This window comes from Agarivorans gilvus (assembly GCF_001420915.1).
In the GTDB taxonomy this organism is placed as follows: Bacteria; Pseudomonadota; Gammaproteobacteria; order Enterobacterales; family Celerinatantimonadaceae; genus Agarivorans; species Agarivorans gilvus.
In genome coordinates this window covers 2,444,535-2,468,589 of record NZ_CP013021.1, presented here as the reverse complement: position 1 = coordinate 2,468,589, position 24,055 = coordinate 2,444,535, and the positions used below count along the sequence as shown (strand labels likewise).

Here is a 24,055-nt window from a genome sequence, read left to right as displayed (position 1 = left end):
GAGTGGGTGTTCGTTAAGCCCTTCTTAAACAGCTCTAAAAGAGTGGTACACCAATATGAATCTTACTCTGTTTTGGTCTGGTATAAACTGGTGGCGGTAACTGTTTGAATTAGATTTTAATTTTCTATTGGAATGATATAAAAGTATTAGCTTACTGGCAGCACTTAGATAAATAGAGCTACGGCGTTCTTAAGTGCGACCAGTGTTGAACAATTCTATTAAGTTTTTATCATTCAGGGTGCGCAAAGTCTGTATCAAACTCCACGGCGAAAAAGAAGTCATCTGTATCGGCATCGGTATTTTCAAGGTTAGATAGGCGCAACAATTCTTGTTTGCTGTTTTCTATATGTTGCCACACCGCGTTGCGAGCTTCTGTTGGGGAGCGTTTTTGTAGCGCTAATAGAATTTTTTTGTGGTCATCAATCCATAAAGTTTGCAATCTTTCTTCGTGTAAGAACTGGTTATTCAACTCATTCCACAAAGGGTTGGCTGTACGAACATGGCTCCACATATCCACTGCTTGATTGATCAGTACTCTGTTTTGGGTTGATTCTGCTATTAAGACATGAAATTGTTGGTCTAGCTGTTCAAATTTATCGCTATTGCCATTTATTTCACTTTCTTGCATAGCCAATACTTGTTTTAACTCTCGTAGTTCGCTGAATTTAATTTGTGTAGAAGCGAAAGCCGCGATGTTACTCTCTATTATTTGTCGTGCTTGTAATAACTCGAAGGGGCCTATATCACTTTTAGGGAGTATATGGCGATTAGTTGTGCTATCCGGGGTTTCGGTAAAGAATATACCGGCGCCTTGACGAACAGTAACAAGTCCTTTTAATTCGAGCATGATGATAGCTTCGCGAACTGTTGCTCTACTGGTATCAAAACGCTCGCTTAACTCTCGTTCTGATGGTAAGCGGGCCCCAGCTTTAAAAACACCTGAAAACAGTAGTTCTTCAATCTGAAGGCCAACTTCATAATAGCGCCGTTTTGTTTCTGTTTGCTTCATGGGGTAACCAGCTTTTTGTTTTAGGCGGTAATTGGTGTAGGAGCAATCCACTTTCTGCTTCTACTGTTAAGCTTTCATAAGCCAACTCAATTGCCTACGGGATAAGTTGTTGGTTAAACACTTGTCAACCAAACGGTATTAACAACATTCTAAGAGAATGGACCTATATATTTCAATTATTTGTTATTAAGTTTTTTGGGGGGCACTTCACAAACTGCGGAAGGTGTGACTTGCATCACTCCTATGGTTAACCAATACTGTGTAAAATAAACCCATTGGTTTACCACTAGTGCAAATTTAGTCGAGGGATATATGAGCTCTATTACCCATAAGATGTATATTAACGGAGAATGGTGTGAAGCAGTAGGAAAGGAACTAATTGAAGTTCTTAGCCCTACAGACGAAAGTGTTGTTGGATATGCAGCTAAAGCTGAAAGAGAGGACGCTAAACGAGCCTTAGAAGGAGCTCAAACTGCGCAAAAAGACTGGCAGCGCTTGCCTGCTCAAGTTCGAGCCGGTTATGTGGCCAAGCTAGCAGATTTGTTAGAAGAAAATACTGAGCGTTTCGCGACGTTATTAACTAAAGAGCAAGGTAAGTTATATAAAGACGCTCTTGGTGAAGTTAAGGGGTCTGTAGGCTTTTTCCGTTACGCGGTCGAATCTGCTCGTCGAATTGAGGGAGAGATTGTTACAAGTGAAAATTCAGATGAACAGATTTGGATTCAACGTGTACCTTATGGTGTAACTGTTGGCCTGTTGGCGTGGAATTACCCGTTGGCATTGGCTGCTCGCAAGCTGGGGAATGCATTAGTTACTGGTAACACAATGGTAGTAATGCCTCCTGCAGATACGCCTTTAGCTGTTTTATTGTTGGGAGAACTAGTGGAAAAGGCTGGTTTCCCTGTGGGTGTAGTTAATATCGTTTCAGGAGAGGGGGCCACTGTTGGTGATGAATTGGTACGTAATCCCATTACAAAACTAGTTACCCTTACAGGAAGCTCTGAAGTAGGGTCAATTTTGTATCGTTCTGCTTCAGAGAATATCACCGCACTCAATCTAGAATTAGGAGGGAAAGCTCCATTTATAGTGTTGGATGATGTTGATGTAGATCATGTCGTTGAATTAGCTATTCAATCGGCTTTTGGTAATTGTGGTCAAATATGTACTTCGAATGAGCGAATGTATATTCAACAAGGCGTTTTCGATGAGTTCATGGAGAAGTTTGTCGCTAAAGCGAAGTCTCTTCGAGTCGGTGATCCGATGCTTGAGACTAGCGACATAGGTCCAAAAGTGAATGCCCGTGAAATTGATAATTTAGTTGGGCTTGTAGAAAGGGCTAAACAGCAAGGGGCCACTATAGCTTGCGGTGGCAGTGTGCCAACAGGGCCTCAATTTGAGAAAGGTTATTGGTTTGAGCCGACTGTGATCGTCGATGTTGATAACAATATGGAGATCATGAAGAAGGAAACTTTTGGTCCTATTGTTACAGCAATGCCAGTAAAAGATCTTGAACATGCATTAGAGCTGGCAAATGATATTGATTTGGGACTATCGGGTTACGTGTTTACTCATGATGTCAGGAAGGTGATGAAGGCCGTCAATGAGTTGGAAGTAGGTGAAATTTACGTTAATAGACCTAACGGTGAACTACTGAATGGATTTCATACCGGATTTAAGCGTAGTGGAGTCGGTGGTGAAGATGGTAAACATGGTCTTGAAGGCTACTTGCAGAAGAAGACAGTTTATTTCAACTATGGCTAATACAGCTAATCATCATCAGCCTTAATTTCCTTAGTTATTTGCCCCGCTATGGCGGGGCCTTTTTACGGTGTAGTACAAGGAGTTGCCGTGTTTAACTTGAGCCCATTTTCGGTAATTTTTTCCCTCAAGCTGGTGTTGTTAGGCTTGGCATTTAGCCATATTTATCCGCTATATCTGGGCTCCTTGTAGTTTAATAGCGAAACCCAAGTACTCTTTGGTACTTACCAAGTCTCTGCGTTCTCCATCCTTCCTCTGCTCTCTTAGCCGCACTTGGCTTAGTAAGCCTATGACTGTTGTTCAAGCGTCAGCAAACGCGATTCAGCTATTAGGCTGAGACATTACTCCCTCATTGTTCGATTACTTGTTTATTTACCTAGTGCTCTGGCTTTGGTGAGATGCATGTTGTGGTTTAGCTTGGGGCTGGACCTAGCAGTGGGCAAAAAATGCCCCTAACAAAGTAGGGGCCAAGGGACGATGAACTTATTTGAAGCGGCTTTGATATAACTGCTGATTAAATTTCTTGGCCGCTTCGACCAGTTGTGGGTAGGGTGAGTCACTCACTGAGACAAAACCGTTGTTGTAGTTTTCTCCATCCCACGCGCGCCCGGTAAGGGGAGCATCGATATACTGAAACCACTGAGCTCCGACAAAGTTGGGGTGGGCGACGACTCCGCGCATATAGTGCGAGTATTTCGCCGCTCGCTGCTCCTGATCTTTTGCCGATACTACGCCTCCGGCAAACATCCCCATATCAGTCGCACCAAAATGAAACTCACTCACCATGGCCGGTTTATCCAGTTCCGCCAGTTGGGCCCACGGACCGCTAGATGAAAAGTCATCGCTATAGTGGTTGAAGCTCAATACATCCACGTAGAGTGATGCCGCATGCAGGACTTCTTCGGTATGCCCCAGTCAGCAAATCTGGAGCCTAGATATAGATGATTGGGCAGCTCCTTCTTCAGCTCTGCGCGAACAATCGCATAGTACTTCTCAGCAAATAAGTACAATAACTCCGAGTAGTCGCGTCGCATTGCTTGATGCAGCTCAGAGTGATAATCGAAGCCCCGCTCAAACTGCACCCAGGATGTGAGCGTTGTTTGCCAACTTTGGTTTAGGTCTTCTATCGTCCAGTACTTACTTTTGATGTAGTCGGTGAAGGCGGTCTTGGCTGCACTGTTCCTTTGATCCTTGGCTAATACTGCTGCGACCAAGCCAAAGTGCTTCGCGTCACTTTGCTGATTGCCCCAGCTCAGCTCGTTGTCGACAAAGATGCCAATCAACCATGGATCGTTTCGGTTAATTTGTCCGCTTAAGCCTTGGGCCATCGCTCGCGCACTTTGACGAAATACCGGATCAAATGGGTCATGCATTGCGCCCCAATAGTCGTTTGGCGTGGCGATGCGAGCATGCTCTCCTGTGATCTCCCCATGCGCTACATAGGCGATGGAGCCGTTGTTATAAAAAGCCGGGTCAGTCCAATTTCCTAAGCTAGTAAAACCCCAATCTTGCATTCTGCTTAAGGTTACCTGTTGCCAGCTGTTCAGTGCTTGCTCAAGTGAGCCACCATACTTTCGCTGTAGATTGGCGGCGTAAAAACTGAAGATCTCACCCTGTTGTTGCGCTCCGCTATGCAGTTTTTCTGCGTAGGAGAAGCCATCCGCTAGCCGTTCGCCCCTCTCTGGCAACCAAGTGAACATGCTGGCCCGCACTGGTGATAGCATGCTCTTGGTTTGGTCTGAGGAATCGTAACCGGTCAGGGTATAGCTATCATCTAGGCGAATATTGCTTAAGCCGGTGGCGAAGAAAGGGTAACCCAAGGGATCGACCAAGCTCCATTTATCACCTAGCTTCGCCGTTCTAAAGTGTCCGCTGGCTTTGCTTTTAGGGCCTTCAAGCCATCCGCCAAATTTGCTTCTTTGCGGCATCGCTGATGAAGACTTGAGTGACAACTTAGCCACGTGGCCCATGGTGCGCAGTTCTTCATCGCTATGAACCTTCTTGGGCCAGTCATAACCGGTGTATTGACCAAACTTATCGACGATTTGTGCAAAGCCTTGTTGCTCTGAGTCAAGGTCGGGGATTAAGCGCAGACGTTTTAGTTGCAGGTGGGCGTCTTGCTTGGGTTGTTGCAGATAGAGCTGAAAAGATACGATGTTGCTGAGGTCCAATTGGCGTTGCCCCCAACCATACTTTATTGCCTCAGCCAGATAATTTGGTTTAGGAGGTAAGCCGGTCATGCCAGCATTTATCTGCTGGTTCAATTGCTTTAGCGGTAGATAGTAACTACCGCTGCTGTTGGCTGGCAGTGTAACCATTGCTGAGAGACTATTGTTTACTCCGTCGGCTGAGCCTCCCCAGCGCTGGTCCTCGGCGTCGTCAACACGAACGAATAACTGCAAATCTTGGTTTTGCTGGTTATCAATATCGAAGGCTAGGCTAAGCTCTTGATACTCGCTCCAATCCCAAGGGTAGGCTTCTTTAAAGGTCACATTAGGGTAGTCAGTGTTAGCTGAAAAGCGGATGTCGAGCAGGCCTTCCATACCATTTGTGAGTTCAGTAATGATGGTACCTTCACTGCGCTCATAAGAGACTAGGTTGCTATGCCCTTGGCTAGAGCTAGTGAGGTTTTTCAGCGTGGGGATTTTCCGAATAATGGTCTTGGTATCGACAACGCTCTGCTCAGAGCTAGCTTTGTTTAGGCGTAGGTTATCTAGGATAACCTGCTGCTCCTTGATCGGACCTTGAACGAAAATTTGCAACTCTAAAATGGAGCTGAGATCAAGCTGAGTGCCACCCCAATATCCGGGGCGCTGCTTGGTTCCACCATCGAACTCTAGGGTTAACTGCTGAGTTCGCTGAGCTGGGATCCTAAACTGGTAATTGAGCTGATTAGGCGGCGAGCCTTTTACGCCGAGTTTGTCTGCGAGCTTTAAAATGACCGTCGCGGCTTGCATGTCGGGGTTGGTCAAATCGATGCTAAGGCTTTGGTAGGCGCTCCAATCCCAAGCTTGGACTGCGGGGTGAAATTTAGCATTGGGCCAGCGACTAAATTGCTCGGCCACATTAACTCCCTCAAACTCTAGCTGAAGCGCATGCTTACCCGCCATCACTCCTGAGTCAGTTACCATTGTTGCAGTGGCATGCTCAGTAAGCACTGAACTGAAAAATGCTCTACTCTCAAAGTCTGGCAGTTGGCTGTTGCCGGTCTGCTTGGTTGAAGGGGCATTGTTTAAATTGGATGTGCATCCGTAGGCTCCAATCAGGATGGCGAGTAATGCTCCCGCGAAAGGTAATTTGTCTATTCTCATGCTTATTTCATTCCTTAGAGCCAGGCTGGGGCTTATGCCCCATAGGCTGACCAAAGCTCCCCTTTGGTTAATTTATTTGGTTATTGGATGATCAATAGTATTTATTGGTTTACCAGTAAACAGTGAGCTTGCTAACAAAATTAAAACTAGTGTGCGTGAAAAAGGAACGGCTAAGGTCAGCAGTGCTTGCGGTGGCTTGATTCTGGGGGAGTAAAGTGCGCAAGGTAAAGCCCTGCGAGTGCAGGGCTTGGCTTAAGTTAAACTTGGTATTGGGCGAGCTTATCCCAGTCGAACTCAACACCGATGCCTGGGGTACTGGGTGCAATGGCTAGATGATCTTCAACTACTAATGGGCGCTTGGTGTATTGGTCAATTGGAAAGCTATGTACTTCTAACCATCCTGCATTTGGGCGTGAAGACACTAAACTTACATGCAATTCTTGCATACCATGGGAACACACGGGGATGTCATAATCCTGAGACAGCTTAGCTGCTCGCAACCAGCCGGTAACGCCTCCACAGTTTGATGCGTCTGGCTGAATGAAAGACAGCTTTGCTTGCTCAAAGGCATAGCCAAACTCATGAATGGTATGTAGGTTCTCACCCATGGCTAAAGGAATACGGGTGGCATCCGCAATCTTGGCAAAACCTAGGTAGTCGTCAGGAATTGTTGGCTCTTCAAACCAAGTGATATCACAGTCTTCAACGGCTTTGGATAGTGCAATGGCTTGCTCAACCGAGAGCGAGTAATTGGCGTCAATCATAAAGATAGTCTCGGGACCAATAAGTTGGCGAACAGCACGGATCCGTTCGATGTCTTTGCTCATATCGGCTTGGCCGACCTTAATTTTGACGGCATTAAAGCCACTATCCAAGTAGCCCTGAATATTATTCAACAGCTTTTCTAAGGAAAAGTTCAAATCGATACCACCACAGTAGGCTTTGCATCGATCACTGCTCGCACCTGCCATTTTCCAAAGAGGCATATTTTCGCGTTTGCCCTTTAGATCCCACAGTGCAATATCTACTGCAGACATAGCAAAGGAAGAGATCCCCCACGGCCTACATAGTGAATGTGCCACTCCATCTCATCATAAATGTCTTCAATGGCACTGGCGTCTTTACCTAATAGCATTGGGCGCAAGTCATGGTCTAGCATGGCTTTGATGGCATAGCCGCCTTTGCCGCCGGTATAGGTGTAGCCGGTGCCGCTGCTGCCGTCTTCTAAAGTAATGGTACATGTGATTAGCTCGAAATGGTCGTGATCGCCATGTTTGGCATCAGAGAGAATCTCAGCCAATGGCACCTTAAATAAACGGGTGCATATTTCTTTAATTGCTAAGGTCATTTTTTTCTCGGCTATTTTAATTGTTTAACAATATCGGCTATAAGCTCACCTAGTTCTTCCCATTTTCCGCTATTGATCAGTGACTTATCTACCATCCACGAGCCTCCACAAGCTACAACACCAGTCACATCAAGATAAGATTGAATGTTTTTGGCGTTAATACCTCCTGTTGGCATGATTTTCAGCATGCTATAGGGAGCCAATAATGACTTCAACATCGCGATGCCTCCAGAGGGCTCGGCAGGGAAAAATTTAACTGTGTCTAAACCTAGTTCAATCGCTTGCTCTGCAGTTGAAGGGTTGTTTACGCCAGGGATGATAGCAATATTATGTTTTTGACAAGCTCTAACTGTGTTTGGGTTTAGGCCTGGTGACACTATGAAGTCTGCGCCAGCCTGTTTAGCCGCGATAACTTGCTTTTCGTTAAGTACAGTTCCTGCGCCGATGAGCATATCAGGATAAGCTTCTCTTAGTAATTCGATTGCTTTGCTCGCAGCATCGGAACGGTAAGTGATTTCGGCAACAGGAAGACCATTGGCTTGCAACTGCTCACCGAGCGGTAGAATGTCTTCTGCTTTATCCACTGCAATCACTGGTACGACTTTATGCTTGCTGAGGCGTTCAATTATTTGTTGCATTTTCTGTCCTTTTTAACTGATAAGTGATTCTGTTAGGCGTTCTTGAACTTGGGCTAAGCTCGGCAGAGGAGCTACTGCACCATATCCTGTAATGGTGATAGAGGCTGTAGCATTGGCGTAGGCTAGGCACTCTTGCAGCGGTTTACCCTGAACAAAGTGAGTACAAAAAGAGCCCGCGAATGAATCTCCCGCAGCGGTAGCATCAACAGCTTTAACCTTGTGTGGCTTGATAGTATGACGTTCATTGGCTGTTGCCACAGTGGCGCCTTCACGACCTTGTTTGAGCACTACTATTTTTGCTCCCAGTTTTAGGTAATGATCAATGATGTCATCTGCTTGTTTTAGGCCAGTAAGTAATTGCGCCTCATCCAGACTTGGAAAGCAGATGTCTATCAGCGAGGCTGTTTCGTTAATAACTGCGCGCGCGCGGTTTAAAGACCATAGTTTTAACCTAAGGTTGGTATCATAAGATATGAGAGTGTTATGTTGCTTGGCTTGTTCAATAGCGGCAAACACTGCATCACAGCAATTGTCACTAATTGCTTGAGTGATAGCTGTAACATGGAGCAACTTGGCTTTGGCAATTGCGTTGTTAGGGAGTTGAGCTGCACTTATTCGGCTAGCTGCAGAGCCTTTTCGAAGAAATGAAAAGTGGTGACCATCTTCATCGTGCGTGATGAAGTATACACCTGTGTGAGCTTCTGGATTGATAACTACGTTATCGATGCTTACTCCTTCCTTTTTCCAAAGTGCGAGAAACTTTTCACCAAAAGCATCGTTGCCTAAATGAGTTAACATACCTACATTGGCACCTTGTCGGGCCGCTGCTATAGCAAAGTTTGACACATCACCACCGAAGCCGCTAAGGAAGTCAGCTCCTCCTGGCTCGGAACTTCCAACTTGGCTGAACTCAAACATAGGTTCACCAAAGCTTAATATTTCACTGTCCATGCTGCTCTCTCATATCAAAGTAAGGCTGCCATTAGGCGCCTAAATGCAAAAATTGGTTTTACCTTTCGACCAATACTAAAGTTTATGCATGCCACTGGTCAACCAATTGTGGGGCTCTAAGCTATATCCTCAAGTAAAATTGTTGTTGTTATGTGCGTTATTTAACACTTTTACTCTAGGTTTATTCATTAATTACGTGTTTGTGAAAAAGATCACGGGTTTATTAATCAGTACTTACTTTTGTTTTACTGGTAAACCAATTATGATATTGTTCAACCTGTACTTCTGTTGAGTTTCTTGTTAGCCATTTTTGGTTGAACACTTGGAGAGTTAAATGAGCCGCGATGTAAATACCGCTAATAAGCGCCGCTACGATTCGGTAACGGATTATGACCGAAAATTGCTACAGACCGAGATTGTTCATATCGGTTTCGGTGCGTTTCACCGAGGCCATCAAGCCGTATATAACGATCTAACTAATCAAGTTAGTGGTCGCCCATGGGGAATATGTGAAATAAACCTGTTTGGTAGTGAACAGTTGGTTGAGGATCTACTCGCTCAAGATTGTTTATTTTCAGTTTATGAAAATTCCGCTCATGGGAGTTGTTCGCGTTTAGTGCGTACCGTAACGGAAGCGATTCATACACCGTTACACGGTATTGATAAAGCAATTGAAAAATTAGCTGAACCGCAGGTTAAGTTAATCTCTCTTACCATCACAGAGAAGGGTTATTGTGTTGACCCTAACTCTGGCGAATTAGATCTAAATAATGCTTTAGTCAGACATGATCTTGCGACACCTCAGCAGCCACAAAGTGCTATTGGATTAATTGTTGAAGCGTTGCGCTTACGCAAACAAAGAGGTTTGGCTCCGGTTAGTGTAATGTCTTGTGACAATATTCCTGAGAATGGTCATTTAACTAAAAATGCTTTAATCGGTTTTGCCAAAACCGTAGACGGTGAATTAGCTCGTTGGATTGAGGACAATGTTAGCTTTCCTAGCACCATGGTTGATCGGATTGTGCCAGCTATGACCGAAGATGCTTTTGCGGCACTAGAGCAACATACTGGCTATGCCGATCCCTGTGGTGTGGTTTGTGAAGAGTTCCGCCAGTGGGTCATCGAAGACAACTTTGTTGCAGGACGCCCAGACTGGAACTTGGCTGGAGCCATGTTTGTAACAGATGTGCTGCCTTATGAAGAAATGAAGCTACGTATGCTAAATGGTAGTCACTCTTTCCTTGCGTATAACGGTAGTTTGGCTGGCTTTGAATACATCTATCAATGCATGGAAAACAATGATTTTCGTCAAGCTACATTTAAGTTGATGCTTGAGGAGCAGGCGAAGAGCCTAAGTCCTAATTTGGATGTTGACTTAGCTGCATATGCCAAAGTTCTAATCGAGCGATTCAGTAACCCCAACATTAAACATAAGACAGCTCAAATAGCTATGGATGGGTCGCAAAAGCTAACTCAGCGAGCCATTGATCCACTACAACAATTGCTTGCCAAGGGGCTGTCACCGAAATGTTTACCTGTGTCGATTGCTGGTTGGATGCATTTTGTTATTGCCAGTTTCGCCAAGGGACAAGCTGTAGAAGATCCTATGGCTGAGCAGTTCCGACAAGTTTTAGCGGATGTTGAAACACCAGAGCTTAAGGTCAGAGCAATGCTGAGTTTAAGCCCCATTTTCGGTGAGTTACCACATACTCATCCTCAGTTTGCTGATGCAGTCGTCAGCGCCTTTTTACAAATTCAACAGCTGGGCATTCAGGCGGTGATTCGCCAGTTGCTTGCCGAGTAGGAGAGAGATAATGAAAACCCTAATCTGTAACGAACCATTCTCTATCGAATACGTGGAGAGGGAGCTACCCAAGTTTGGCAATGATGAGGTGTTGCTTAAAGTTAATGCGGTGGGCATTTGTGGCACGGACATACATGCCTACGCGGGTCGCCAACCATTTTTTAGCTACCCGCGTGTTCTAGGGCATGAGATTTGCGGAACGGTGGTAGATGCAGGAGCGCAGGCTGCGGATGTAAAAATTGGTCAACGTGCCTCGGTTATTCCATGTATTCCTTGCGGTCAATGTGCGGCTTGTAAAGATGGTAAGACCAACTGTTGTGAAAATGTCTCCTTGTACGGAGTTCATCAAGATGGCGGTTTTACTGAATATTTGGCGGTGAAAAAAGACAACTTAGTGGCTTTGCCTGAGGGCGTCAGTGATAGTCAAGGTGCCTTGGTTGAGTGTTTTGCGATTAGTGCCCATGCCGTGCGTCGCGCTCAAGTTAAAGCGGGTGAAAATGTGTTGCAGATTGGCTCTGGACCTATAGGTTTAGCTGCAGCTGCTATTGCGAAGGCTGAAGGTGCCAGGGTGGTTGTGGCAGATGTCAGTGAAGAGCGCCGCCAGCATGTAGCCAAGGTCTTGGGTGTGCCCGCGTTAGATCCTGTTGCTGCTGACTATGAACAACAATTGCGTGCAGCTTTTGGCGGAGAATTGCCATGCACGCTGATGGATGCCACCGGTAATAAGGCTTCAATGAGCCGCAGTGTTGAGTTAATTCGCCATGGTGGAAAGATTGTTTTCATTGGTTTGTATATTGGTGATCTAGTGTTAGACGATCCAACTTTCCACAAAAAAGAGACCACGTTGTTAAGTAGTCGCAATGCTACCCGCCAGGACTTTGAAAGAGTAATTGAGTTGATGGAGAAGGGCGCTATAAGCGAATCCATTATGAAAAACAAAGACTACGACTTCGCCAGCTTTGGTGAGCAATACCGCGAGCAAGTGGTGGAAAACAAAGAGCTAATTAAAGGCGTAGTGAATTTTTAGATCGTAGGAAAAGATGATGACCACACAGTATGTATTTGAGAAGGAATTAAAGCAACTTGCACTGGAAAAGCTGGTTGTTGCTGGTTTAAACGTAGCGTCAGCCAAAGAAGTCGTGGATGTATTGGTTCATGCGGACATGACAGGGGTGCATTCGCATGGGGTAATGCGGGTAGAGCACTATTGTACTCGACTGCAGGCTGGAGGGCTTAAACCTGATGCTGAGTTCAGCATCGAGCAGGTGTCTTCATCAGTTGCGGTGTTAGATTCAGATGACGGCATGGGCCACAGTGCTATGATTGCGGCTACTCGTCATGCTATCGAAATGGCCAAAGACAGTGGGTTAGGTTTTGTTAGTGTGAAGAATGGTTCTCATTGTGGTGCACTATCTTATTTCATGGAGCAAGCCACTGACGCCGGGATGATTGGCATATCAATGACTCAAACTGATACTTGTGTTGCCCCTTATGGTGGAGCAACCAAGTTTTTAGGAACCAATCCTATTGCGTTTGGCTTTCCAGTTGAAGGTGGCTCTCCAATGATTGTGGATATGGCAACTAGTGCGACCGCTTACGGTAAGTTACTTCATGCAAGAGAAACTAATCAAACTATTGCCTCTGGACTAGCCTTGGACGAGCACGGGAATGATACTACAGACCCGCACAAGGCAACGACCTTACTACCGTTTGGTGGCCATAAAGGTTCAGGCATCTCACTAGCGATTGATGCTCTTACTGGGGTGTTGATGGGAGCAAACTATAGTAATCACATCGTTAAGATGTATGGTGATTACGACAAGATGAGAAAACTGGCGAGTTTAGTGATAGTGATTAACCCTGAAAAGTTGGGCAATCCACTGTTTGCAACCGTTATGGCTCAATTAGTTAATGAGCTTCATCAGGTGCCTCCAGCTCCTGGTGTAGACAAAGTGTTAGCACCAAATGATCTGCAAGTGGAATACAAGATCCAATGTCAGCAGAACGGCATTCCAGTAGCAGAAGGTGTTTATCAATATTTAGTGAGTTAGTTCATTTATTCATTAGACCTCTCCTTTGAACTTTTGATTTGTTTGCGGACTTTATAGTCCGCTTTTTTTTTGTGCGGAACTCAAAGTTAAGTGTATTCGAAAAACTGCTTTAACGGTCTCTTTTGAAGGGTAGCGTTTATATAAAGTTTTCAGACCTTACCAAACAGGCACCTAAATACATCAGATAAGCACTCCTCGCTTACACAGTCAGTAGACAATTTGTCTGATGAATCATTTCTATATGTGTGTAAATTACGCGGGAATTTACTTGAGGGGACATTGGAATAATTCAGTAATTGGTGCTGTGTTTTACGGCCTAGGTGAAAACACTACGCCGGAAAAGGGTAAAAATTATTGGGTCTCTCATACGGGCCTTCAAAGTGCTCAAAGACTCGCCATTTTGACAGGCTGAATCCAGTAATTCACTACACATGTCGCTCTGTAACCCGCACTGTAATTACAAACGGACAAAATTCAGGTCGAGTTGCCAGGAAATTTCATCATCTAATGTTTGTTCTCGATAACATTAAAAACACAGTACTTTTATCATTGGTAGCTAGTTTATAACCGAAGAAGCAATTTGACGCTTAAACTTAGAGTAAAGCCAACGAGTTGCCTACATAGATGCTAAGGGAGCGCTCAAACGCTTGTCTCCTAACTTGATTATTGTTAGATTCCTGTCATGAATAATATTCCAATGCCTACATTATCTATTCTTTGGTGGCGCTCTCATTAGAGCGGCACAGAATTCTTACATTCTTATGCTGCTGGTAGGTAGCTAAGAATGTCATCTCTTTTGTATCTCCAGTGGCCAATTTATTTGACGAGGAGATATACCGATGAATACACAACATAAAACGGATAAATCAGAGGTTATTTTAACCGGTGATAGAGCGACTGGCCCATTACACCTAGGCCATTACGTTGGTTCTTTAAAGCAGCGTGTCGCTTTACAAGCTCACCATGAACAAACCATTCTTGTTGCTGATATGCAAGGCCTGACAGACAATGCCCTTCACCCTCAAAAAGTGTCATCGAATATTCTAAATGTGGTGGCGGATTACCTCGCTGTAGGGATAGACCCATCAGCAACGACTATATGCCTTCAGTCACAATTACCAGCGCTTGCCGAACTCACTATGTATTACAGTAACCTAGTTACTATTAGTCGATTAGAGCGTAATCCTACAGTTAAAAGTGAAATTCAGAATAAAGGATTTGAGCGCTCCATCCCCGCAGGTTTCTTAACGTATCCCATCTCTCAGGCCGCGGATATCACTGGGTTTAACGCAACATTAGTCCCCGTTGGTGACGACCAATTACCAATGCTTGAACAAACCAATGAAATCGTGCGGAAGATAAACGCATTAGCCGGGCGCAATGTTCTCAATGAATGTCAGCCATTGTTAAGCAAAGCGCCACGCTTACCCAGCACCGATGGAAAAAATAAGATGTCTAAATCGATGGGGAACACTATTAATCTAGGAGCGAGTGAAAAGGAAATCACCGCAGCGGTCAAGTCTATGTATACCGACCCTCACCATGTAAGAATTGAAGACCCCGGCAAGATAGAAGGGAATGTGGTGTTTACTTATTTAGATGCTTTTCATTCTGATGAAAGCTATGTCCAACAATTAAAGCAACACTATCAACGAGGAGGACTAGGTGACGGCGTGACGAAGAGAATCCTAGAAGAATGCTTACAAGAAATGCTCCGGCCTATTCGACAAAAAAGAGCCGTGTACTTAAATGATAAGGCACAACTAATCGACATTTTGAAGGCAGGAAGTCAAGTTTCACGAGAAAAGACAGATAAAGTGCTCTTTGATATCAAAGACATATTTGGCCTAAATATTTTCTAGCCACAGACGTAATGAGTAACGATGTAAAGGTTGGTTTTCTCTACTTCGTTGACGGCGACGTTTTCGTGATTTAGCTGTTATATACAGCAGCACAATTCAGCTTGTGATGTGCGCAAACTTTACTTTAAGAAATTGAAAATTAAAGGAAATAGCAATTGCGCAAGCTGCGTTACGCAAGTTGCGTTACGCAAGTTGCGTTACGCAAGTTGCGTTACGCAAGTTGCGTAACGCATTCGATATCATACTAGCGAGGTATATTTTAAAGGTAGTCATGTTTTAATTTGTGTTGGGGAGGCGTCGTACGTTGCATAACTTTTAATTTTTCCTGATTTTTGTGGATTGGTAAAAGTATATCAGGCTATTAAAATTCACCATGCTACGACATGCTCTGTCGGGTGTGAACATGGAGTAAAGACATGAAAGTTTACCTAGATGATGAACGAGAGACACCTGAAGGGTGGGTAAGAGTATATTGGCCGGAGGAAGCCATAGAATTGCTGAAAACAGGTGAAGTAACAGAAATTAGCTTAGACCATGATCTCGGAAATGATGACCACGGCACTGGATATGATGTTGTGCTTTGGATAGAAGAGCAGGCATTGCTTAATCAATTTGTCCCACCCAAAATGAAAGTGCACTCTGCAAACTCATCGGCGCGTCAAAAGATGGAGCTAGGTATTAAAAACATCAATCATATTGTTCAAAGACATAACAAGTCACCGTTGGCTTAAGTTCAAAGTATTGCTAACGTTAACTAATAATACTAACCAAGAGTATCTATATGAAAATATATGGGAAACAATATGTTGAGACTATGATAGATAGTGTCTGCGACGTTTGTGGTGAAAGCCTAATGGTAGACGTCAATGGCCATAAAATTGAAGAAGCAGGAAAACTCAATGCTCAATGGGGATACGGTTCTAAAGAAGATGGTAGCTGCTATCACCTAGATTTATGTGAAGGCTGTTTTAAAATTGCTCTTTCCGCGTTAAAGGAGCATCGCAGAAGTATTGTCATGTTTGACAAAAGCCAAGAGCTTCCAGATGAAAGTTTTGGTATTGATAAGTCTAAGGTGTCTTTTAAATCATAATAATAAAGTAAGCTTGGCCTCAATTGAATTTCTCAGAGGACGCATTTAACAAAAGGTGCTTCCCGACACCTGTTTATAGACAATCCGTACTTTCCTAACTTAAGTGATTAGTCTAAGAAAATTCTGCCCCCAAATGTGTTACGCCCCACATATGAAAGTGGCAATGTTGAAGGGGGATACCTCAACTTTTCTAACACTTAGATACGACAAGAGCCACTGTTAGTGGCTCTTGTTCTGCTACCTGTGGTCAATACTCTATGAGCGGAAGAGAACAGGGTTATTTGGATTAATCTGTCTACGAGTGGAGCCGAAGCCACGTTTCTCATAGCAAGCATCAGCAGTATATGCTTGTAACCTGTCGAGTTCAAATCTACCTGAACATCCAGACATTGCTGGCAATGCTTATGCCTCAAAAATGTTTCAGAACGAACCTTACATTATGGTTAATGACTTATTATGCTAGTTAGGGCGTTTTCAGAAATGTGTTGGAGTTTAAGAATTTTTATTATCAGTGAAGTTACTTTCATTAAGCAATAGGATGTCAGGAGTTAATATGTTTTATGTAGGAGTTAGCCATTATTACGCGACGGGTGAAGGCGTTACAATTTATGTCGCCAGCGGCACTGAAGAATCAATTCGTAAAGCTATTCCTGAATACTACCACCAAGGATTGACCCTTTTAACTCCTTCTGATTGGCTAAAAGCAGCTGATGGGGACTGTGTGGATGAATACTATCAATCGGCTGCTGAAGTTCTTAAGACCTATTTACCCGTGTTGTGGAAGCAGATCGAAGAAAGAACGTTAGAAAGAGGATGCTATCTGGATTTTTTTATGAAGCATCATTTTAACTATGCCTAATATGAACTCGGTCGAGATTTAATGATTAGCTAAACGCGATTCTGATACTTACATGAGTGCGAAAATTGGTAAGGCCTGATTTGGCTGTAATAACCTATGTAGTGGTCAAGTAAAACTGGCCACGGTTTTATCGCTTTTTCAGTACAATTTCCATCTACGTCAATTGTGCAGCAAGCTGTTGCACAATTAGAAAGTAGTCTGATTCAACAAATGTCCAACAGCCTGTTGGACAAATTCTCGTCCCTAATTTTGCAAGAGGTTCTTGCAAAAATGTGAAACAGCTTGTTTCATAAATTACTTATGCCCCATTCGGAGGTACGGATGTCAGAGCCTTTCCAATTTAAGCAATCCAGTTGACCAAATTTTAGTAATGATTAAGCGTGTCCACTATTACTGGGACAGTGCAAGTCGTAGGGCGATAAAGCATAAAATAATTCAAGCAATTAGTCTTCAATCGGTTAAAGAACCCCCTACCGTAAAAAAGCAAATTCCTATAGCATGATTAATACCAAATAATCCGGATGTGGCAGTTGCCAAGTCCAACATCGATTGATTCCCAGCAAACCGCACAGGACATCAATACTAAGATGTTATGCCTACAGTGCGGTGGCAAATTGATTACGGAAATCTAGTATGGAAAGTTACAATATTTGCTTTATGACAGAAGGTGATGGCTTTGGTATCAACCTTCAGCCAGCTAACGAAGAAACTGGTACTGTATATTTAGAGCTGTTGGCATGCTTTGGCGATATTAAAGACAACACCTTAAAAGTTTCTTCAGAGCAGAAATTGACAGAAGATTTAAAGCAAAAAGTCTCTGACTTTGTCGTCAAGTATGCAAGCTCTCATCCGATTTTAAACAGGCTGAAGAGCAAAATAGAAAATCTATCAACCAATGAATATTTTTTAGTGCTTCCGTCTATACCGACTGACACGTCGGAAAAGTTAAAGCTAGAAACATACATTTCTACTCTAAATGAGTTTGGCAATACAGAAGAACTACAGTCAAATTTTGAAGCAAAAATGCGTGTTTTGGATGAATTTTCGGGGGATTTAACATCAAAGTACAACTTGAATCTCCCTAGGAATGACAGAAGAACAATTATAGGAAATGCAAAAAAAGAAAGTCGTTGCTGTAGGTTTTGCAATAAAACTTTGAATGAAGGTGCCACCTTCAGAAAGGTGGCTCATGCGATCCCTGAGGCTCTTGGAAACAAAAATATAATTCTTGGTGACGAATGTGACGATTGCAATGAATTCTTTGGAAATAATATCGAACCATCACTGATCGAACATTTAGACATATATCGGGTATTCCTTGGTGTAAAGGGGAAAAGCGGAACTCCCAAAATAAAATACAAAAATGGGCACATGCAAGTTGTAAACAATATGCCAATTGTCGCATCCCAAAATATAGAGACGGTAAGCGACAAGGAAATAAAAGTTCATTTGGATTCTACAAAAAGGTTCACTCCAGCAAAACTTTACAAGGCGCTGTGTAAAATTACACTGTCTACAATTGATGAAGAGCATGTAGCGGATCTTAAGCAAACTATAACGTGGATGAAAACCGATGATCAGAAAGAGTTATGCTTACCTAATGTCGCTGTAAATATTGTTCATAGTGGGTTTTCTAAAGTACCTCAAATTACCAACTACGTTCGCAAAATAGATGACTCCGATATACCGCACGTTGTTTCAGAGTTTAGGCTTGGTAGCGTTGTTTATGTATACATAATTCCTTTTAGTAAAAAGGATAATGTTGACTTTTCAAACGATGAAGATTACCAAAAGTTCTGGAATACCTTTAAACACTACAGTTTAGTAAGTGGCTGGCGATTTGACTGTTTAAATAGCATCAATGAAGTGTCAATCAACGAAACTATTCGACTAGTGGAAGCAGAAAAGGCATAACAAATTGTTGCGCCTACACTCCGCTCGCTTTGTGCTGTACGCTACGCTAGCACAAAGCAGCTCCATTCCGGCGGCGGCTGAGCAAAGCGTTAACCCATAGAAATATTTATCCGAAACTGACGAGTTAGAGTTAAGGCTTTAACTCGGAAATGTCCAAAGATGAGCTAGAGCATCTTATTCGGAGGTCGGTTGAGCAAGTTTCCCCCTAGATATTTGAATTACATTCAGCAACCTAGTCGTGCAAAAATTACATTGCTGTCAGCTAAGCCTTCAGGAATGGTATATGGCACGATAGCCCTTAATTCAGAGATTGTTTTCTTTGTCGTGCAGTAGTCTGTATCCCTGGTTGATTGCTGGTTCATTAGGAACGCGGCAGAGTTGCCTTTATCATCATATATAATTTTGTAGTAATCAGATGGTATGGCATGAGCTTCATCGGCTTTTGGTAAGTCTTCCATTTCATTTAGGTAAAGTGTTCCCGTAATAACATATAGGTTTTCACGAAACCCAACAGCATCTCTAACCGCTTCTTCTAGGTTTTTCCATGGGCCCTGGTTTAAACCTTTAGCTTGAGGCGTAATATTGGATAAATAGTTAAGGGTAGGCCAGTAGCGACTTCCCACAAAACTTGCTAGTGGAGCTTGGTGTCCACGGTCAATATCGAGTTTACTTGACGCTCCACTGTAGTCATCTTTTTCCAGTCGTTCATTTTCATCAAGTAAAGGATTGTTTTTCCACGTTCTGTTAGTTGTTGTGCCAAAGTTAAGCACATCGACTTCATAAGCCACCCAATCAGCAAACTTCGTTTTCTTATTTTGGGAGAGTGTGTATAGCCGTTCGAAAATGACTATATTCCCCTCAATATCAAGACTTGGGCAGCCAATTGGGCAATTTGGTGTACGAAATTCAGAAGCGTTCAGGTACCCCGAGGCTAATAACGGAATTGCTATCCATGCTTTCATTATAAATCCTTTAGTTAGGCTTTAGTCCAAATCTAACATAACTATCAATATGGTTGTAAGTTGATAATTACTCACTTAAGAGTAATTGCATGCCTGAAAGGTAGGCTTAGTAAAAACGCGAACAGACATCATCCAATCATCTGACGTCTATGCGGAGACTGATTCAAGTGACTCTTTTTTACGGCAATTACTAGTTTCTCTTTTTGCCCAATGTATCTATAATTGCTGTATATAAATACAGTGTAAGACTTTAATGAAAGTAATCCCTATTCTAGCGAGTGCTGGCCTTACAGGTTTTGAATCCCCCGCGACTGAATATTCGCAACTCCCACTGAGTTTAGATGACTTACTTATTGAGCATCCATCAGCCACATTTATCGGTCTAGCGTCCGGAGACTCAATGTTGGGTAGCGGTATACACGATGGGGATGTATTGATTGTTGACCGTCACGTCCATGTAGAGAGTGGTGATGTCATTGTCGCAAATATCAACGGCGAGTTTGTGTGTAAGATTATCGATAAATCAAGACGTATGCTCCTATCAGCCAATGAACACTATGGCCCAGTAGCTGTCAGTAGTTGTGATAGGTTTACTGTAGAAGGCGTCGTTATCCGCTCTATACGCTGTCACCGGCCGTCTCGTTTGCTGAAACTGCTTTAATGTTTGCGCTTGTTGATGCCAATAGTTTTTATTGTTCAGCGGAAGCGGTGTTTCGCCCTGATTGGCGCAACAAACCAATCATAGTACTGAGCAACAACGACGGTTGTGTGGTTGCTGTAAATCGTTTGGCTAAAGCTATTGGTATCGAGCGCTTTAAACCTTTTTTCCAGATTAAATCATTGTGCGAAAAAAAAGGTGTCATTGTATGCTCGTCAAACTATGAGCTATATGCAGATTTATCGATGCATATGATGCAAATCATTGGCGCATTTGCTCCAAGACAACATGTATACAGTATTGATGAAACCTTCATAGATGTATCAAATGCCTGTGAGGCTCTGCCCCCGCTTGAGGTTCTGGGAAAGCAAATCCGTCGAACTGTTTGGAAAGAAGTGCGTTTACCCGTTTGTGTGGGGTTTGGAAAAACGCTGACGCTGTGTAAGGTCGCCAATCATGCTGCTAAACGTTTACCTGGTTTCAATGGGGTTTGTGTGATTGAGCATAATGAACAAAGAGACCGTATTTTATCTCAAATGTGTGTGTCCGATGTGTGGGGAGTGGGCCGAAAGTTAAGCATACGTCTCAAAGACATGGGAATAACAACCGGATACAAGTTGGCGAATATGCCACCGAAGCTTGCTAAGCAGCATTTCAGCGTGGAGATGGAGAGAACGATACTCGAACTTAACGGTGTATCCGCAAAATCATGGGATGAAGCGCGAGCGAATAAGCAGCAAATTTTCTCAACGAGAAGCACTGGCCAACGAATACTGGAGCTACACTCGTTGATGCAAGCATTTTCACTGCATGTGAGCTGTGCATGTTTAAAAGCAAGAGAGCAAGGTAGCGTAGTCGGTGCGATTTTAATATTTGCACATAACTCGCCGTTTGATGATGGTATCAGTCGAGGCTTTAAGCAGTTGCTGCGGCCCGCTTGTGCAACTAACGATACCATTGTGATTAGTCAGCTGGTCTCACAAGCAATACCCCAACTATTTATTCCAGGTATCAAATACTACAAAGTCGGCGTGGGCCTTATAGATTTAATTGATGAACAGTATCAACAACTGGATATGTTTACGGCAAAGCCGGGCCGACCAGAACTAATGAAAGCTGTTGATGCATTAAATCAACGCTACGGCAGTGGCACAATGTTTCTAGGCTCACAAGGTATCAGCCCCAAGTGGCATATGCGAAGGGATATGCTCACGCCTCAATACACGACGGATTGGCGACATATTCCACTTATTAGCTGCAAATAAAGGTAATGATACGGGACGAAATTTTGTCCTGTGTTTGTCGCTTAAGGCGTACTAGCACGTTTGTGCCCCAAAACGTGTTTCAACAGGCTTACGCCTCAATTCACAACTCTGGTATTTTTCCTACTTTTCCTTATGCGTGGGCATCCATGCACTTAGACAATCTAACAAGTCTCATTTTCTGATCTTTTGCTCGATTTTGTTGAAGGCGCATGTGATATTTTCATAATAATCATATGGTTGAACATTTTTAAGAAGGTGTGCTAGAAAAACAAGTTGGCTGGCTTATTCAGAATATTGAGGTAGTACAGTCGTCAAATATTATTTGCTTAGGCTGTGGGAGCTATTGATAAAGCAGCTTAAGTAGGCTGCTTTATCATAGAGTTTAATCACCTTTCTCGTGGTTATGCTCTTTTAGTTTTGGGTGTTTTTTCTTTGTTTCTGGACGGACACGCTGTCGTTTATCGGGTGTTCCGTCTTCATTTTTTCTCTTTGGCCCAGGTTTTATGCCCATTGATATCTCCTACTACGGTTTTGTGTGGTTTGGATACCAAAATAATAGAATAACAATAAGTTATAAAACGTGCCGCATTTCAAATTTTAGTTAAAACTGAAATATGCATATGTCGAATAAGAGTACATGTAGCGCCGCCGACGCTTTTATGTAAGTGACGCAGTAATAATGAACAGTGTCCAACGGAGTATCAGCTCAAACTCGACTGACATGAATTTATTCACAAATGTATAACTGGGGTTTTCTTTGCCATAAGACTGACTGATAGCTGGCATGCCAAACTTCAATTATGCAACCGCCTCTTGCACAATTGCGAAACAAGTTGTTTCGTAAATCACCTCTGCCTCAAAGCGTCTTTCACTGTTATTACGCAACTTATGAAACGCACGTTGCGTAATGAAATCAAAACTGCCCCAAAGTGAGCCTAGGCTCGAATCACTATTTCGGATACTTTGCTAGGTTTGATATACAAAAAGTAATGAATGGCAAGAGGCAAGACTTGCCCCCACTTCCACGACTCTAATTATAGAGTTGAATTAGGTGACGTCACTCTCACGAGCTTTAAACACCTTGTCCATGATGATAATGGTTATTATGCAAAGCTGGATGATGTTGTTGGTTACAGACATCATCATTGCTTTGAATGCAAAGCCTTGCCCTTGAGATGTGAACACGAATAAGCTGAACCCAAAGGTGATGAACAGACAAACGAATGCAACTTTAAAGAGAGTAAAGAAAACTTCAGAGTTACCATCTTCCACCCATCTCTTGAAGAATCGGTACTTCTGCAATGAAAAGAGAAATGCAGCGATAGCAGCTAGGAAACCCTGCATCGTGAAGCTGAACCCTGCAACTATTGTTGATAGTGTACGGACTTCAGTGAAGCCAAAAGCCCAATCAAAATGAGCTTTGAGGCCAAGATATGCAAAGCCAAAGATCACACCAAGTAGAGGCGTGAACCATATAACTTTCTTTAGTTTTGCAATCTCAGTTCTGGTCATTTTAGCTAGTCGCTTCAGAGTTTAGTGGTACTAAAGTTGTCGGTTCGTCATTTGCTGGTTCAGCATCAGCTTGAGTTACTTGATTTTTGGCTTTCTTTGCAAACTGTGTCTTGTCTGCATACGTCGCCAGTAATGTATCCGCTTCAGATTTCAGGTTCTTGTTCTTAACGTATGCTTTATACAGGTTGTCCAGATACGAGTTCTCATCGTGCTTTGCCGTGATCTGATCTGGTAACTTCGTCTTAGCTTTAGGGTTTAGGTTGTCTGTTAGGTTGTTCTCATTATCCAACCAATAGTCATTCAACTGTCCTTTTAGCTCGTTGTGCTTCGCTTTAGCACCGATTCGAATGACACCTTGAGTGTTTTTTGCTTTACCTGTAGGTGCTAAGCGGGCCAGCATATTAACAAATGTTTGCTTTAGATTCGATCCTGTTGGCTCAATCGTAATACGGAAGTTTCCTAGTGAAGCATTTGGGTTGCCCGTCAGTTCTTTAGCTATCAACTTCCCAAGGCTTTTATCTGCTGCAACATCGACATACACACTGTTGACCATTTCCATATTCATCAAATCGGCTTTGTTACTGTTTGATGTCAGAGCATCAATGAAGAAGTCATAGTTTTTAAGACCGACCTTGTTAAACAACTCGTTGATGTAATCCGCAAAATCATCAAATCGAGGACAGCTAGTGCTACTTGCACATGCCATGATGTTGTCTGTGTCATTCAAATACACATACGATACATAAGCGACCTTTTCATTAGCAGATAGCTTATCTGTGATGTCACTGACCGTTAGGTTTTGCTCGTTGATACGTTTGATTAGATCATCGTCACTGGTACGGACGAAGTAATAGACGTTCTTTTGTCCCGCAATGTGGGTCAAATATAGTTTGTCATCACCACGCTTAAAGCTGCTCTTTAGCTCCATATTGTTAGAGCTAATGAATGCGTCAACGATTGACTTGATGTTGAATAGAAACGTCTTTTGAGTGTCAAACTTACGCAAGTGATAGCCGAAATAGCGTAGCTTCATTAACTGTCCCTTTTGATATTACTTCTTAAT

General features: G+C 43.1%; 20 protein-coding genes and 1 pseudogene. 11 read left to right on the top strand and 10 right to left on the bottom strand.

The annotated features are described in order from the left end of the window. Positions 1–229: 229 nt before the first annotated feature. Positions 230–1,009: an FCD domain-containing protein gene (locus AR383_RS11460; protein WP_055735027.1), complete on the bottom strand. Its 780-nt coding sequence runs from the start codon at positions 1,007–1,009 to the stop codon at positions 230–232. Between the two features lie 312 nt (positions 1,010–1,321). Here AR383_RS11460 and aldA point away from each other — a divergent pair, with 312 nt between their 5' ends. Beyond that, complete coding sequence (gene aldA / locus AR383_RS11455; RefSeq protein ID WP_055733265.1) at positions 1,322–2,770, top strand: aldehyde dehydrogenase; 1,449 nt, start codon at positions 1,322–1,324, stop codon at positions 2,768–2,770. A gap of 480 nt (positions 2,771–3,250) precedes the next feature. Here aldA and AR383_RS21535 read toward each other — a convergent pair whose 3' ends face one another. The 5 genes and pseudogenes from AR383_RS21535 to AR383_RS11435 form a co-directional block, all read right to left on the bottom strand. Beyond that, positions 3,251–3,631 (bottom strand): hypothetical protein, encoded by a 381-nt coding sequence (locus AR383_RS21535; RefSeq protein ID WP_157051716.1) that lies wholly within the window; start codon positions 3,629–3,631, stop codon positions 3,251–3,253. Beyond that, on the bottom strand, positions 3,628–6,078 hold the full coding sequence (locus AR383_RS11450) for a beta-agarase (RefSeq protein WP_157051715.1): 2,451 nt from the start codon (positions 6,076–6,078) through the stop codon (positions 3,628–3,630). Before AR383_RS11450 ends, AR383_RS21535 begins: the two co-directional genes overlap by 4 nt. A 257-nt stretch (positions 6,079–6,335) precedes the next feature. Continuing rightward, a pseudogene (locus tag AR383_RS11445) lies at positions 6,336–7,426 on the bottom strand (mandelate racemase/muconate lactonizing enzyme family protein). An 11-nt stretch (positions 7,427–7,437) separates the two neighbouring features. Next, entirely contained in the window at positions 7,438–8,064 is a 627-nt protein-coding gene (locus AR383_RS11440; RefSeq protein ID WP_055733264.1) for a bifunctional 4-hydroxy-2-oxoglutarate aldolase/2-dehydro-3-deoxy-phosphogluconate aldolase, read from the bottom strand. 12 nt (positions 8,065–8,076) lie between these two features. Next, positions 8,077–9,015, bottom strand: coding sequence for a sugar kinase (locus tag AR383_RS11435; protein WP_055733263.1), 939 nt, complete (start codon positions 9,013–9,015; stop codon positions 8,077–8,079). A gap of 334 nt (positions 9,016–9,349) precedes the next feature. Between AR383_RS11435 and AR383_RS11425 the strand changes: the two genes are divergently transcribed. From AR383_RS11425 to AR383_RS11390, 8 genes are all read left to right on the top strand, one after another. Continuing rightward, the gene (locus AR383_RS11425) at positions 9,350–10,819 is read left to right on the top strand and encodes a mannitol dehydrogenase family protein (RefSeq protein WP_055733261.1); all 1,470 of its coding nucleotides are present in this window, start codon (positions 9,350–9,352) and stop codon (positions 10,817–10,819) included. A gap of 10 nt (positions 10,820–10,829) precedes the next feature. After that, positions 10,830–11,846, top strand: a complete 1,017-nt coding sequence (locus tag AR383_RS11420; RefSeq protein WP_055733260.1) for a zinc-binding alcohol dehydrogenase family protein — start codon at positions 10,830–10,832, stop codon at positions 11,844–11,846. 13 nt (positions 11,847–11,859) lie between these two features. Next, positions 11,860–12,870 carry an Ldh family oxidoreductase gene (locus AR383_RS11415; RefSeq protein WP_232304729.1) on the top strand — a complete coding sequence of 337 codons (1,011 nt, stop codon included), beginning with the start codon at positions 11,860–11,862 and terminating at the stop codon, positions 12,868–12,870. Positions 12,871–13,709: 839 nt separating this feature from the next. Continuing rightward, entirely contained in the window at positions 13,710–14,732 is a 1,023-nt protein-coding gene (gene trpS / locus AR383_RS11410; protein WP_055733258.1) for a tryptophan--tRNA ligase, read from the top strand. A gap of 416 nt (positions 14,733–15,148) precedes the next feature. Next, positions 15,149–15,463 carry a cyclic-phosphate processing receiver domain-containing protein gene (locus AR383_RS11405; RefSeq protein ID WP_055733257.1) on the top strand — a complete coding sequence of 105 codons (315 nt, stop codon included), beginning with the start codon at positions 15,149–15,151 and terminating at the stop codon, positions 15,461–15,463. Between the two features lie 50 nt (positions 15,464–15,513). Further along, a complete protein-coding gene (locus AR383_RS11400) occupies positions 15,514–15,822 on the top strand; it encodes a hypothetical protein (protein WP_055733256.1) in 309 nt (102 codons plus the stop codon). Positions 15,823–16,375: 553 nt separating this feature from the next. Next, a complete protein-coding gene (locus tag AR383_RS11395; RefSeq protein ID WP_055733255.1) occupies positions 16,376–16,681 on the top strand; it encodes a hypothetical protein in 306 nt (101 codons plus the stop codon). A 633-nt stretch (positions 16,682–17,314) separates the two neighbouring features. Further along, positions 17,315–18,595: an HNH endonuclease gene (locus AR383_RS11390; protein WP_055733254.1), complete on the top strand. Its 1,281-nt coding sequence runs from the start codon at positions 17,315–17,317 to the stop codon at positions 18,593–18,595. 224 nt (positions 18,596–18,819) lie between these two features. Here AR383_RS11390 and AR383_RS11385 read toward each other — a convergent pair whose 3' ends face one another. Beyond that, positions 18,820–19,557, bottom strand: coding sequence for a DNA/RNA non-specific endonuclease (locus AR383_RS11385; protein WP_055733253.1), 738 nt, complete (start codon positions 19,555–19,557; stop codon positions 18,820–18,822). Between the two features lie 253 nt (positions 19,558–19,810). Between AR383_RS11385 and AR383_RS11380 the strand changes: the two genes are divergently transcribed. Both AR383_RS11380 and AR383_RS11375 read left to right on the top strand, forming a co-directional pair. Then, the gene (locus AR383_RS11380; protein WP_055733252.1) at positions 19,811–20,218 is read left to right on the top strand and encodes a LexA family protein; all 408 of its coding nucleotides are present in this window, start codon (positions 19,811–19,813) and stop codon (positions 20,216–20,218) included. Then, positions 20,218–21,480: a Y-family DNA polymerase gene (locus tag AR383_RS11375; RefSeq protein WP_055733251.1), complete on the top strand. Its 1,263-nt coding sequence runs from the start codon at positions 20,218–20,220 to the stop codon at positions 21,478–21,480. The genes AR383_RS11380 and AR383_RS11375 overlap by 1 nt, the downstream gene beginning before the upstream one ends. 382 nt (positions 21,481–21,862) lie before the next feature. Here AR383_RS11375 and AR383_RS22455 read toward each other — a convergent pair whose 3' ends face one another. The 3 genes from AR383_RS22455 to AR383_RS11365 form a co-directional block, all read right to left on the bottom strand. After that, positions 21,863–21,991 (bottom strand): hypothetical protein, encoded by a 129-nt coding sequence (locus AR383_RS22455; RefSeq protein WP_257720921.1) that lies wholly within the window; start codon positions 21,989–21,991, stop codon positions 21,863–21,865. Positions 21,992–22,527: 536 nt separating this feature from the next. Beyond that, complete coding sequence (locus AR383_RS11370; RefSeq protein ID WP_055733250.1) at positions 22,528–22,992, bottom strand: hypothetical protein; 465 nt, start codon at positions 22,990–22,992, stop codon at positions 22,528–22,530. 1 nt (position 22,993) lies between these two features. Beyond that, positions 22,994–24,025 (bottom strand): hypothetical protein, encoded by a 1,032-nt coding sequence (locus AR383_RS11365; RefSeq protein ID WP_055733249.1) that lies wholly within the window; start codon positions 24,023–24,025, stop codon positions 22,994–22,996. Between the last annotated feature and the right edge of the window lie 30 nt (positions 24,026–24,055).

Coding starts and splice junctions, on each gene's coding strand:
- AR383_RS11400 (WP_055733256.1), top strand. CDS start 15,514: ATGAAAATATATGGGAAACAATATGTTGAGACTATGATAGATAGTGTC.
- AR383_RS22455 (WP_257720921.1), bottom strand. CDS start 21,991: ATGGGCATAAAACCTGGGCCAAAGAGAAAAAATGAAGACGGAACACCC.
- AR383_RS11395 (WP_055733255.1), top strand. CDS start 16,376: ATGTTTTATGTAGGAGTTAGCCATTATTACGCGACGGGTGAAGGCGTT.
- AR383_RS11375 (WP_055733251.1), top strand. CDS start 20,218: ATGTTTGCGCTTGTTGATGCCAATAGTTTTTATTGTTCAGCGGAAGCG.
- AR383_RS11365 (WP_055733249.1), bottom strand. CDS start 24,025: ATGAAGCTACGCTATTTCGGCTATCACTTGCGTAAGTTTGACACTCAA.
- AR383_RS11440 (WP_055733264.1), bottom strand. CDS start 8,064: ATGCAACAAATAATTGAACGCCTCAGCAAGCATAAAGTCGTACCAGTG.
- AR383_RS11370 (WP_055733250.1), bottom strand. CDS start 22,992: ATGACCAGAACTGAGATTGCAAAACTAAAGAAAGTTATATGGTTCACG.
- AR383_RS11460 (WP_055735027.1), bottom strand. CDS start 1,009: ATGAAGCAAACAGAAACAAAACGGCGCTATTATGAAGTTGGCCTTCAG.
- AR383_RS11380 (WP_055733252.1), top strand. CDS start 19,811: ATGAAAGTAATCCCTATTCTAGCGAGTGCTGGCCTTACAGGTTTTGAA.
- AR383_RS11390 (WP_055733254.1), top strand. CDS start 17,315: ATGGAAAGTTACAATATTTGCTTTATGACAGAAGGTGATGGCTTTGGT.
- AR383_RS11405 (WP_055733257.1), top strand. CDS start 15,149: ATGAAAGTTTACCTAGATGATGAACGAGAGACACCTGAAGGGTGGGTA.
- AR383_RS11435 (WP_055733263.1), bottom strand. CDS start 9,015: ATGGACAGTGAAATATTAAGCTTTGGTGAACCTATGTTTGAGTTCAGC.
- AR383_RS11420 (WP_055733260.1), top strand. CDS start 10,830: ATGAAAACCCTAATCTGTAACGAACCATTCTCTATCGAATACGTGGAG.
- AR383_RS11450 (WP_157051715.1), bottom strand. CDS start 6,078: ATGAGAATAGACAAATTACCTTTCGCGGGAGCATTACTCGCCATCCTG.
- trpS (WP_055733258.1), top strand. CDS start 13,710: ATGAATACACAACATAAAACGGATAAATCAGAGGTTATTTTAACCGGT.
- AR383_RS11415 (WP_232304729.1), top strand. CDS start 11,860: ATGATGACCACACAGTATGTATTTGAGAAGGAATTAAAGCAACTTGCA.
- AR383_RS11385 (WP_055733253.1), bottom strand. CDS start 19,557: ATGAAAGCATGGATAGCAATTCCGTTATTAGCCTCGGGGTACCTGAAC.
- aldA (WP_055733265.1), top strand. CDS start 1,322: ATGAGCTCTATTACCCATAAGATGTATATTAACGGAGAATGGTGTGAA.
- AR383_RS11425 (WP_055733261.1), top strand. CDS start 9,350: ATGAGCCGCGATGTAAATACCGCTAATAAGCGCCGCTACGATTCGGTA.